Source organism: Pseudomonas sp. (assembly GCF_032058845.1).
Taxonomy (GTDB): domain Bacteria; phylum Pseudomonadota; class Gammaproteobacteria; order Pseudomonadales; family Pseudomonadaceae; genus Aquipseudomonas.
The window spans coordinates 1-11162 of sequence record NZ_DAMCCR010000121.1; the positions used below are offsets into that span (position 1 = coordinate 1).

Here is an 11162-nt window from a genome sequence, read left to right on the forward strand (position 1 = left end):
GCAGCCCGGCGCCATCGCCTCGCAGTTCGCCAGCGGTGCCCAGCGTGAAGCGGCCCAGGTGCTGCATGCAGACTCACCCTGGTGGCCGCTGCGCGAGCAGGTCCAGGCACGCGCCCGTGCCTCGCTCGACCGGCCTACACCCGCCACGCAGCTGGCCCAGACGGTGCTGGACGCCCTCGGCAAACGCGCGCTGCCTGCAGTACTGAGAGCCGGCAACGGCAGCCGGCTGCTGCCGTTGATGGCGTGGGCGTTGCCCAGGCGTCTGCTCGACTGGGCACTGCGCAAGCGCTTTGGTTTGCTGCGCCCGTTGTAGGCCCGCGCGCGAACAGCGCAGCGCAGGCCATGCTGGCCCGCGTGGCTCCAGGGAATCAAGGCCCAGCAACCCGCGCACGTATCCAGACGTTCAGACGTTCAGACGTTCAGACGTTCAGACGCAGACAAGCACCCCGCGTCAGCCGTTTCAGCTGGCCGACGCCTCAGGCGGCGGCTCGAACCCCTCCCAGCCGCCTCCCAGCGCCTTGTACAGCCCGACCATGGCCTGCGCGACGGCTGAAGAACTGTCGATCCATTGCTCTTCGCTGGTCAGCAATGCGCTCTGCACGCTCAGGACATTGATGAAATCCACCGCCCCTTCCACGTACTGGCGCTGCGCAGTGTCCAGGGCGATACGGTTCTGTCGCACGGCCTCAGCCAGGTGATCGCGGCGCAACTGGCTGGCGTTGTACAGGCGCAGTACGTCGTCGATTTCATGCCAGGCGCCTAGCACGGTCTTGCGATAGACCACGGCAGCTTCCTGCTGCTGGGCCTCACGCAACTGCAACGTGCCCTTGAGGCGCCCGCCTTCGAAAATCGGCAGTGACACCTGCGGCCCCAGCGCGAAACGACGCGCACTCCAACTGCCCAGGTCGGCCAGTTGCAGCGATTGCAGGCCCACGCTGCCCGACAACCGAATGCGCGGATAGAAGTCGGCTTCGGCGACGCCAATGCTGGCCGTGACCGCATGCAGACGCGCCTCGGCCTGGCGGATGTCCGGACGCCGCGCCGCCAGCTCAGACGGCACACCTATGGCGAAGCGTTGTTGCGGTTCAGGCAGTGCACCGGGTGCCAGCAACTGCGCCTGCAAATGCCCAGGCGGTTCAGCCGCCAGCAGGCTCAAGGCGTTGATCAGGTCGTCGCGGCGGGCTTGCAGGGTGGGTAGGCGTGCTTCGATCGACGCCACCTGGGCGCTGGCCTGGGCGACGTCCAGCCGCGTGGCAACGCCTTCGGCCTGGCGATCCCGGGACAATTCCAGGCTGTGCTGAGCGACCTTGAGATTACCTTCGGTGACCTCCAGGGTGCGTTGCACAGCGCGCAATTGAATGTAATCGCGGGCAGTCTCGGCAAGCAGGCTCAGCAGCACGCCACGGCGGTCATCCTCAGCCACCTGCACGTTGGCATCGGCCGCTTCCACCTGGCGGCGCACCCGGCCCCAGAGGTCCAGCTCCCACCCAGCCGTGAGGTCGCCCTGCCACAGGCTGTAGGCCGATTTACCCGCATTGCCGGAAGGGTCGTTGAGCCCCTCGGCGCTGTTGCGCGCACGGCTGTAACCGGCGTCGGCGCCCACGCTCGGCGTTTCGTCGGCCGCTACCGAGCTGCGCGCGGCGCGACTTTGCAGCACGCGAGCACTGGCCATTTGCAGATCGAGGTTGCGCGCAGTCACCCGCTCGATCAGGGCGCTCAGCCGGGCATCGTGAAAACTGTTCCACCAGCGCTGCTCCAGTGGCGCTGCCAGCGGCTGGCTTGCGGCGCGCTCACCGCGAGGCGATGACCACTGTGCCGGGGCCTGGCTGTCAGGCTTGTGGAAATCCGGCCCCAGGCTGCATCCGGCGAGTGCCGCCGCCAGCACGGCCGGGCTGATGCGCATCAGGGCCTTCATCGTGTACTCACCTCACGGCCTTGCAGCGTATCGCCCTCTGTGTCGCCAGCGGTATCGATGGTGGCCTCGACCGACATCCCGACACGAAGCCGCGCCAGCGCCGGCTGATCGGCATCGAACACGATCTTCACCGGAATGCGCTGCACGACTTTGGTGAAGTTGCCGGTGGCGTTGTCCGGCTTGACCGCCGCGAAGGTCACGCCCGTGGCGGGGGCAATGCTCTGTACATGCCCCTGCAGCGCGTGGTCGGCGAAGGTATCGACCCGCAGGCTGACCGGCTGGCCGGGCTGAACGTGGGTCAGCTGGGTCTCAAGGAAGTTACCCACCACGTAGGCCGCTTCCAGCGGCACCACCGACAGCAGTCGCGTGCCGGGGCTGACGTAGGCACCGGCGCGCAGCGCACGCTGGCCGACCATGCCATCCACAGGCGCGGTGACACGCGTGTAGGACAGGTCCAGACGGGCCTTGGCCACGCCCGCTTCGGCCTGTTTGACCTGGCCCTTGGCGCTGGCCACTTGCGCACTGAGCACGTCGACCTGCTTGCGCGTGGCGAGCAATGCCGCCTCGGCATTGGCCTGGCGTGCCCGCGCCTGCTCCACCTTGCTGCTGGCCTGCTGGGCGTTCTGCACGGTACCGGCGCCCTGTTCGGCCAGGCGCTTGTAGCGGCCCACCTCATGCTCGGCAAAGCCGGTTTCGGCCTTGGCCGCTTTGACGGCTGCCTCGGCCTGAGCGATCAGCGACGCCTGGCGCTCCAGGGTCGCCTGGGCGTTGGCGTGTTGCGCCTGGGCCACGCTCTGCTGGGCCAGCGCTGCCTCCAGTGCGGTCTGGTAATCACGGTCGTCGAGGGTCGCGAGCAACTGGCCGGCCTTGACCGACGCGTTATCTTCGACCAGCACCTCCTTGATGAAGCCGGCCACCTTGGGCGCAACCACGGTGTAGTCGGCGACTACATAGGCGTCCTGGGTGCTCTGGCGGTGGTCACTGCCCAGCAGCCAGGGCCCGGCCACGGCGGCCAGCAGGGCCACGGCCAGCACGCCGGCGATGATCAGGGTCTTGCGCTTGTCCTTCATATCATCAGTCTCGATCACAGGTTCAGGCCACCGCGCGCGGCGGGTAGACCCGGGTAGGTACGAAAGGAATCAGGCAGATCAGCGCAACGCCGATCCCTGCCATCACCAGATAGAGGTCGGCCGAGGTCAGCACCTGGGCCTGTTCATGGATGCGCTGGGCGAGCCCTGCGGCCTGGTCGTCGAGCTGCGGCGCGTTGCCCAACTGGTCGACCAGGTGGTTGGAGTGAAAATGCCGACGCCATGTGCTCAGCACTTCCAGTACTGCTGCGGCCACCACGGCGGCCAGGCCCTTGACGGTGTTGAACCAGGCCGAGGCGAAGGGGCCTTCTTGCGGGCTCATGCCGTTGGTCGAGAGCATCAGCAGCGGCAGCACCGCCATCGGCTGGCCGAATACCTGGAGCAGGTAGATCGGGTAGAAGTCGTCGCGAATCCATGCGCTGGTCAGCCCGTGGCTGCCCAGGCACGACAGCACCAGCAAGCCCAGGCCGAAGGCCAGCACCCAGCGACAATCCACCGCGCGCAGGTTGCACAGCGCGGCAGTCAGCGGCAGGGCAAGCAGTTGCGGCAGGGCCACCAGCAGCATCAGGGGGCTGATCTGCGCAGGCCGATAACCATGGATCTGCGCCAGGTACGCCGAGGGCAGGCTGCCGGCGCCCGACAGCACCACCAGTACGCCCGCCAAGGTCACCAGCGCGAAAGCCAGGTTGCGCCGCGACAGCAACCGCAGCTGGAAGAACGGCACCGGCTCGGACCATTCGTTGTAGAGGAACAGCACCAGCAGCAGTGCGCCACCGCCGAGCAAGGCGCTGATCAGCGGTGAATCGAACCAGCCCCAGCGATCCCCCAGCGACAGCCCGAGCACCAGGCCACTGAGCGCCGGCAGGCCCAGCACCACGCCGCGCCAGTTGAACTGGGCAAAGCGCTCCAGGCGCAGCGGGTCTTGCGGCAGGCCCCAGGCCACGCAGGCCATGGCCAGCACGGAGGGGGCGATGATCTGCCAGAACGCCCATTGCCAGCCCACGTACTCGGTCCACAGCCCTGCCAGCGGCGTGCCGAGGTTCGGCCCGAAGGTGGCCGTCAGGGCGTAGCAGGCCAGGCCGTAGATCTTGATACCCGGTGGCAGAAAGCGCAGCGCCACGCTCATCAGCATGGGTGGCAGGGCACCGGCGGCCAGGCCTTGCAGGATTCGCAGCAGCATCAGGCTATGCAGGTTGGGCGCGAACGGCTGCAGCAGGCCCAGCAGCGCAAACAGGGCAATCGCGCACAGGGTGAAGCGACGCAAGGAGAAGGTGGTGGCCAGCCAGGGTGAAAAGGCCATGGCCGACACCGACGCTGCGCTATACACCGCCAGCAACCACGCCCCTTCGTCGGCGCCAATGCCCATGCCGCCACGAATGTCGGCCAGGGAAATCTTGGTCACCGCTTCGTTGAGCCCGGCACACAGCACGGCCAGCAAGACGCCGAACAACCCGGTGACCACCCGCAGGCCAAAGGCTGACGGCGCAGGCGCGGCCACCGCAGGCGCAGGGCCAAGCGCAGCCGCGGGGGTAGACGGTACCGCCATGCCTGACATCTCCAGCAATAATTTAAGGCTGGGGAGTCTAGAAAGATCGAATGCTTACGAAAACTGACTTATTGGAAGTTTTAATTTGCGCCAGACGCAATCCACAGCACGCAGGCTTTTGGCAAAGCGCTTCGACACCTACGAAGAATGCCGTGGTCTGGCAGCAACCGGCAGCAATTGCCGCAACGCAACGTGTCGAAACGCGTTCTGCCCCTGACGCAGCAACCCCCACTACCCGCCCGTGCCGGACGGCGCCACGTTGCAGCATGCCTTGAGCGTCTGGCGCAGCCAGCGGTGCGCGGGATCATTATGAAAGCGCGGATGCCACGCCTGCATCACGGTCACCCGCTCCATCGGCAGCGGAATGTCAAAAGCCCGTAGCGGCAGCCCGAGCTTGTGCACGCTGGCAAGGATGTTGGCCGGCATCGGCAGAATCAGGTCCGAGTCCGGCAGCGAGAACATCGCTGAGTGAAAGCTCGGGGTGATCAGCGCCACGTGGCGCTGCACCTTGTGCACGGCAAGCTCGGCATCGATCGGACCATTGGCGCGGCCTCGTCGCGACACGCTGATCTGTGGATAGGCGGCAAAGCGCTCGGGGGTGATGGGCGCCTCGAAAATGGGGTGGTCGCGCCGGGCCAGACCGACATAAACGGTATGGAACAGCCGCTGCACCTTGATCTCCGGGCCCAGGTCGATGGTCGAACTGATCAGCAGGTCGGTACGGCCATCGCGCAGCACCGCATCGTCATCGCCCCCGCTTTCCGGTACGAAGCGCAGCACGGTACGCGGTGCCTGCTCATGCATCATGCGCAGCAGCTGCGCGCCGTACAGGGCGATGAACAGGTCGTTGGTGCGGATGTTGAACGCGCGGTCCAGGTTCGCCAGGTCGACCTGTTCAGCGCTGCGAAACACTTGCCCGGCCTGCTCCACCAGAAGGCCGACCTGCTCGCGCAGGGCCAGCGCCCGTGGCGTGGGCACCAGGCCTCGGCCCGCGCGCACCAGAATCGGATCACCCAGCGCTTCGCGAATGCGCCCCAGGGTGCGGCTCATGGCTGCAGGGCTGAGGTTCATGCGCTGGGCCGCGCCGACCACGCTGCCCTCGTCGAGCAAAGCGTCGAGGGCAACCAACAGGTTCATGTCCGGCAGGGGCATTGGGGTTTTCCGAAAAAGAGGTGCGAAAGGCGAGTTTATCAGCTCGCACCATTGCACCAGACGCAATCCGCTTGTGCGCGCCAGGGGCTTTATCCCACGTCCGCAGCCCGCGAAAATGCGCACCCGCCTATCCACCGCGAAGGAATTGCCATGCCCCGCCCTGCCTTGATCGCCATCGACGCCTCCCCTGCCAGCCATGCCATCGTCGAGCTTGCCGAGCGCTATTGCCGCCCGTCGGAACAGGCGCTGCGCGTACTGCTGGTGGTCGACCCCAGTTTCGCGGTGCATGGCGCTCCCAGCGATTACACCGAGCAGGAGCGCGACCAGTACCCCGCCGCCTGTGAAGAACAGCAACTGGCCGAGCGCGCCGTCGCCCACGCAGTCGACGCGCTGCGCGCAGCCGGTTTCGACTGCGAGGGGCGCACCGTGCCAGGCGATCCTGTGGAGGTCATTCTGGACACCGCCAGAGCGCTGGACTGCGAGTTGATCGTCATGGGCCACCGGCACTTGTCACGTCTGGGCCGTTTGCTCGACCCGTCGGTGAGCAGCAAGGTCATCGACCAGGGGCAATGGCCGGTGCTGGTGGCTCCGACGTCTGCTCACTGAACCGGCTGCCCTTGAAGGTGCGAGCGAATCTTTGCCATGCAGTCCAGGCAAGCGATGTCAGGCAATCAAGTGATTGGGGGCGCCTGGAAGTCCACTGCTCGAATCTCGATCTGCCACTCGTGCGCGTCGCCTGGCTGGGGCCGGCTTCACCGGCCATCGCGGCTTTACTGACGGGCATCGGGCGAAGCGAGGCGGTTCTACAGCCTAGGGCTGGCGCGGGTGGACCACGACGGTACAGGTCGTCCCTGCCGCCAACAGGAAACCCTCTGGCACCGCATCGATATGAATGCGCACCGGCAACCGCTGCGCCAGGCGCACCCAATTGAAGGTCGGGTTCACGTCGGCCACCAGCTCACGGCTCTGCGGGTTGTCGCGGTCGTAGATGCCGCGGGCGATGCTCTCCACATGCCCGCTGAGGCGCTCACCGCTCATCATCTGCAACTCGGCCGGGTCACCGACCCGCACATGGGGCAGCTTGGTTTCCTCGAAATAGCCGTACACCCAGAACGACTGCTCATCGACCACCGCCATCACCGCCTCGCCAGTGCGCGCGTAGTCGCCGCGGTGCACGTTGAGGTTGGTCACGTAGCCATCGACGCTGGCCAGAATGCGCGTGCGCGCCAGATTGAGTTCGGCGGCAGCGAGCTGGGCCTGGGCGTGCTGGTAGTCAGCCAGGGCCGCGCCGGCAGTATCACGCGCATCGTCGCGGTTTTCCTGAGAGATCACCAGGTTGTCCAGGTCGGCGCGGCGCCTGGCATTGACCTGGCGCATCTGCCAGGTGGCCTTGCGGGCGGCCACCAGCGCCTTGGCCTGGTCCACGGCGACCTGGTAATGCGCGGGGTCGATCTGGATCAGCAGGTCGCCCTTCTTCACCTGCTGGTTATCGTGCACCGGCACGTCCACGACATACCCCGGCACGTCGGCCGCGACGTTGATGATGTCGGCGCGCACGCGGCCATCGCGGGTCCATGGCGTGGTCATGTAGTCGACCCACAACACGCGGCCGATCCACACCGCGGCGGCCACCACCAGCAAGGTGGCGATCAGGCTGAAGAACTTTTTCATCGAACGTGGCTTACCCGTAGACAGTCAGCGCCAGGGCGCCGAAGAGACAGACGAACAGCGCCAGGCGCAGCAGCGCCGGGTGCCAGAAGAAGCGGTAGCCGTCGACGCTGGCGATGAACCGGTCCAGGCCCCAGGCCAGGGCGGCGGCGAGCAGGAACAGCAGCGTCAGGGTCGGCAGGTACAGGCCGTGGAAGGCGATTTCACGGGGCATGCTGGGCTCCTTGGGCGGCGGCCAGGGGCGAGTGCGGATCGAGCAAGGATGTGCGGATGAAGTGCAGGTAGCTCTGCACCCGGCGCAGCACGGAGGTGTCGAAGTGCCGGGCGAAAGGCTCGTCGGTGGCCTGCACGCGGCTGATGGCATGGTCCACCGCCACCAGCGCGCGTTGATGATTGCTGGCGCTCGGCTGCAGGAACAGCCGCGCCAGTGACCGGCCCATCACGCGAATGGCCTGGCGCCATGGCTGCGACTCGGCATAGGCCGGGTGAACCGGCGCCTGTGCCTGTTCCTTGCGCAGTTCGATGATCGCGTGGCCGATTTCCTGCACCACGAACATCCAGCGCACCAGCTCGCGCTGCACCTGCGGCTTGCCAGCGGCCAGGCCGTAGGCCTGGTGCAGCAGGTCACGGGTACCGCTTTCAAAGGCCGAACCCAAGCCGCGCAGGCGCCCGCCCAGGGCGAACAGCACCTGGTTGCGCAGGTCGTGCTCAAGGCGCTGCCACAGCCAGCGGCTGTTGGGCGGCAGGATGATCGCACCCGCCGCAGCGCACACCAACATGCCGAGGATCATGCCGAGGTAGTCGTTGATGAACACGTAGGGATTGTACAGGGTGAGGTTGTTGGGCACCGAGCCTGTGGCGAAGAACACCAGCAGGCCGATGCCGTAGCCGGCGTACGCGGGGCGCGAGGCGAGGAAGGCGCCGAGCACGAACACCGGGGCCAGCACCAGGCAGAGCAAGGCGAAACCGTCGATCCAGGGAAACACGAAGAAGGTCTCGAAAAAACCGACGAAGGCGCCGAACAACGTGCCGCAGGCCATCTGGAACGCCATCTTGCGCGGGTTGGGCGAGGCCGCCGAGAGGCCCGCCGTGACGGTGGCGATCAGCGTCATCATCGCGCCGCTGGGCCAGTCACTGAGCAGCCAGTAGCTGCCGAGCAACAGCAATACCGCCGCCGAGCGTACCCCGGCGGCGGCCGACACGCGCCAGTTGGTCAGCGCCACGTAGGGTTCGTGCCACTGCTCGCGCACGTGGGTGTGCGCCGCCAGCGATGCGTGGGTCTGGGCATAGTTGTAGAGGTCATCGATGAAGCGGTAGAGCAGCTCGAACGCGGTGTGAAAGTCCAGCAGCTCGGCCTCGCTCGGTGCGCTGGCCAGGAAGTCGGCGCGCAGTTCGCGCACCTGGTGCTGCAGGCCCTCGCGGTAGGCGGCCAGCTCCAGGGTCAGGCGCAGGGCATCGGCATCGGTCAGCAGGCGGTCGACATAGGGCTCGAGCAGTTCGGTCAAGGTCGCCAGCCCCGGCGCGAGCGCGCGATTGATCTGCGTCGAGCCGCGCGCACGCAGCCGCTCCAGCAGCCGATACAACGCGTTGAAGCGCGTGGTCACGCCCATGAATTCGCTGTTCATGCGCACCAGGCGGCCACTGCGCCGGCGCATGTGCGGGTCCTCGAAGGCAGTGACGCTACGCAGGCTTTCAAGGCCCACGGCTTCGGCGACGAAGCGCACGTTGCTGGCCTCGAAACGCTCCGCGTCATTGCTGCCGCGCAGGGCCTCCACAGCCACACCGGCGAACACCCCGAAGCGTTGGTAAAGGGCATTGCGCAGCGCGGCGCTGGCCGACTGCGGCAGGACCGCGGCGCTGACTGCGGTGGACACGAGGATGCCCAGGCCGATTTCCAGCACCCGCCACACGGCGGCGAGAAACGCCTGGTCGGGGTGTTCCAGCACTGGCAGGCCGGTCATCGCCGCCGTATACCCGGCCAGCACGAAGCCGTATGCCTGGAAGGTGCGGTAGCGCATCGCGCCGGCCGCACACAGCCCCACCCACAGTGCCAGGCTCGGCAGGAACAGCTCGGTGTTCTGTGGAAACAGGGCCATCAGCAGGACCATCATCGCCGAGCCGGCCAACGTGCCGAGCACGCGGTAGAAACTCTTGGCGAAGACGTGCCCGCTTTGCGGCTGCATGACGATGAACACCGTGATCATCGCCGTGCGCGGCTGCGGCAGCTCCAGGCGCATGGCCAGCCACAGGGTGAGAAACGCGGCGGCCAGCACCTTGAAGATGTACACCCAGGTCACACCGTCAGTGCGCGCCCAGGTGTTCAGCGCGCGGCGCCATTCGAGGGCCTGCAGCTGGCGCCAGGCCCAGAGCACCGGGCTCATTGGCAAGCCTCGTGGGCCACTGCCCTCTCAGGGGAGCAGACACGCAGGATCTGGCCGTGGGGCGATTTGGGCGTCTCAGGCCAACCTGCGGTCCGGCGAAGGCTGTCGATCGAGGGTGTGCAACCCGCTGCATGAATGCCGGCACCGCGGATGTGCTTGAAACGGGCGGGGTGCGATTCAGGGAGCCTCGGGCGGCCCGTGGCCAGAACACGCCTGTTCATCGACGTTGCTCGCTCGGGAGCATCACACGCAGGGCCGCAGGCACGGGCGGCGCCGACTCGCGCGCGGCCGTGGGCGTGTCGTCCCCCGCCTGCAGACCGCCACCCAGGGCGGTGGCCAGTTCGGCGTGCACGGTCAGGCGCGCGGCCCAGACCTGCTGCTGGATCTGTTGTTGGCGCAGGAGCAGGGTCTGCGCGTTGAGCACCTCAAGGTAACCGGTGAGCCCGCGCTGGAAGGCCATGCTGGCAAGGTCGAAACTGCGCTGGGCCGCAGCGACGGATTCACCGGCCAGCTGCGCCTGGGTGTGCATCGATTCGCGGCGAATCAACGAGTCGGAAATGGCCTTCAACGCCTCGATCACGGTCTGGTCATACTGCGCCACGGCCAGGTCATAGCCTGCCGACGCTGCGCCGAGCTGCGCGCGCAGGCGGCCACCGTCGAAGATCGGCAGGCTCAGGGCAGGACCTGCCTGGTAGGTGAACTTGCGCCCCGAAAGAACGCTCAACGCGCTGCCCCCTGTGGCCATGAACCCGAGGTTGGCGAGCAGGTCGACATTGGGCAGGAAACCGGCGTGGGCCACGTCGATGCCACGGGCCTGGGCGGCGACCTGCCAGCGGCTGGCGACCACATCGGGGCGCTGACCGATCAGTTCGGCCGGCACGTGCGAAGGCAACGGCAAGGGCGCAGCCAGGGCCAGGGTCGGACGAGTCAGCGCGCGGCCGTCACCCGGCCCGCGACCGGCCAGGGCCATCAGCTGATTGCGGGTCAGGGCGATGGCTTCCTCGAGGCTGTCAAGCTGGCGGTGGGTTTCCGGCAGCGGTGCTTGAGCCTGGCTGACTTCAAGGTGCGTCCCCATGCCGGCGTCGAGGCGGCGCCTGGCCAGGGCGAGGATCTGCGTCTGCTGGTCCAGCTCTCGCTCGACGATGTCGCGCTGGGCGAAGTGCAGGGCCAGCTGGATATACACCTTGGCCACGTTGTTCTGCAGTTCCAGCTGCGCCTGGCGGGCCTCGGCGGCGCGCTGATGGGCCCTGTCCAGGGCCTGCTCGCTGGCGTTGCGCTCACGGCCCCAGAGGTCGAGGGGATAGCTCAGGCCGATGCCGGCGTGATTGTCCCAGGTGCTGGCGCCTGCCAGCGCGCCGGGGCCGTAGAAGCTGTCCTGCGGCCAGCCATGGCGATCGAGCGACACCTGGCCG

Annotated in this window: 9 protein-coding genes and 1 pseudogene; 2 read left to right on the forward strand and 8 right to left on the reverse strand. The window is 67.2% G+C overall.

The window, feature by feature from the left end:
* Window positions 1-313, forward strand: a pseudogene (locus RT028_RS17865) (short-chain dehydrogenase); the annotation flags it as partial.
* Between the two features lie 147 nt (window positions 314-460).
* Here RT028_RS17865 and RT028_RS17870 read toward each other — a convergent pair.
* The 4 genes from RT028_RS17870 to RT028_RS17885 form a co-directional block, all read right to left on the reverse strand.
* Window positions 461-1915, reverse strand: a complete 1455-nt coding sequence (locus RT028_RS17870; protein WP_312936454.1) for an efflux transporter outer membrane subunit — start codon at window positions 1913-1915, stop codon at window positions 461-463.
* Window positions 1912-2985 carry an HlyD family secretion protein gene (locus RT028_RS17875; protein ID WP_312936456.1) on the reverse strand — a complete coding sequence of 358 codons (1074 nt, stop codon included), beginning with the start codon at window positions 2983-2985 and terminating at the stop codon, window positions 1912-1914. The genes RT028_RS17870 and RT028_RS17875 overlap by 4 nt, the downstream gene beginning before the upstream one ends.
* 22 nt (window positions 2986-3007) lie before the next feature.
* Window positions 3008-4549, reverse strand: a complete 1542-nt coding sequence (locus RT028_RS17880) for an MFS transporter (RefSeq protein WP_312936457.1) — start codon at window positions 4547-4549, stop codon at window positions 3008-3010.
* 231 nt (window positions 4550-4780) lie between these two features.
* On the reverse strand, window positions 4781-5701 hold the full coding sequence (locus RT028_RS17885; protein ID WP_312936459.1) for a LysR family transcriptional regulator: 921 nt from the start codon (window positions 5699-5701) through the stop codon (window positions 4781-4783).
* 150 nt (window positions 5702-5851) lie between these two features.
* Here RT028_RS17885 and RT028_RS17890 point away from each other — a divergent pair, with 150 nt between their 5' ends.
* Complete coding sequence (locus tag RT028_RS17890; RefSeq protein WP_312936461.1) at window positions 5852-6307, forward strand: universal stress protein; 456 nt, start codon at window positions 5852-5854, stop codon at window positions 6305-6307.
* 204 nt (window positions 6308-6511) lie between these two features.
* Here RT028_RS17890 and RT028_RS17895 read toward each other — a convergent pair whose 3' ends face one another.
* From RT028_RS17895 to RT028_RS17910, 4 genes are all read right to left on the reverse strand, one after another.
* Complete coding sequence (locus RT028_RS17895) at window positions 6512-7372, reverse strand: HlyD family secretion protein (RefSeq protein WP_312936462.1); 861 nt, start codon at window positions 7370-7372, stop codon at window positions 6512-6514.
* Between the two features lie 10 nt (window positions 7373-7382).
* Complete coding sequence (locus tag RT028_RS17900) at window positions 7383-7583, reverse strand: DUF1656 domain-containing protein (RefSeq protein ID WP_312936464.1); 201 nt, start codon at window positions 7581-7583, stop codon at window positions 7383-7385.
* On the reverse strand, window positions 7573-9750 hold the full coding sequence (locus RT028_RS17905; RefSeq protein WP_312936465.1) for an FUSC family protein: 2178 nt from the start codon (window positions 9748-9750) through the stop codon (window positions 7573-7575). The genes RT028_RS17900 and RT028_RS17905 overlap by 11 nt, the downstream gene beginning before the upstream one ends.
* A gap of 217 nt (window positions 9751-9967) precedes the next feature.
* Window positions 9968-11162, reverse strand: a 1195-nt coding sequence (locus RT028_RS17910; RefSeq protein ID WP_312936467.1) for an efflux transporter outer membrane subunit, incomplete at its 5' end; no start/stop codon positions are given.

Bases quoted from the DNA above. Each gene is read 5' to 3' on its own strand.
- RT028_RS17870 (WP_312936454.1), bottom strand. From the start codon at position 1,915: ATGAAGGCCCTGATGCGCATCAGCCCGGCCGTGCTGGCGGCGGCACTC.
- RT028_RS17875 (WP_312936456.1), bottom strand. From the start codon at position 2,985: ATGAAGGACAAGCGCAAGACCCTGATCATCGCCGGCGTGCTGGCCGTG.
- RT028_RS17880 (WP_312936457.1), bottom strand. From the start codon at position 4,549: ATGGCGGTACCGTCTACCCCCGCGGCTGCGCTTGGCCCTGCGCCTGCG.
- RT028_RS17885 (WP_312936459.1), bottom strand. From the start codon at position 5,701: ATGCCCCTGCCGGACATGAACCTGTTGGTTGCCCTCGACGCTTTGCTC.
- RT028_RS17890 (WP_312936461.1), top strand. From the start codon at position 5,852: ATGCCCCGCCCTGCCTTGATCGCCATCGACGCCTCCCCTGCCAGCCAT.
- RT028_RS17895 (WP_312936462.1), bottom strand. From the start codon at position 7,372: ATGAAAAAGTTCTTCAGCCTGATCGCCACCTTGCTGGTGGTGGCCGCC.
- RT028_RS17900 (WP_312936464.1), bottom strand. From the start codon at position 7,583: ATGCCCCGTGAAATCGCCTTCCACGGCCTGTACCTGCCGACCCTGACG.
- RT028_RS17905 (WP_312936465.1), bottom strand. From the start codon at position 9,750: ATGAGCCCGGTGCTCTGGGCCTGGCGCCAGCTGCAGGCCCTCGAATGG.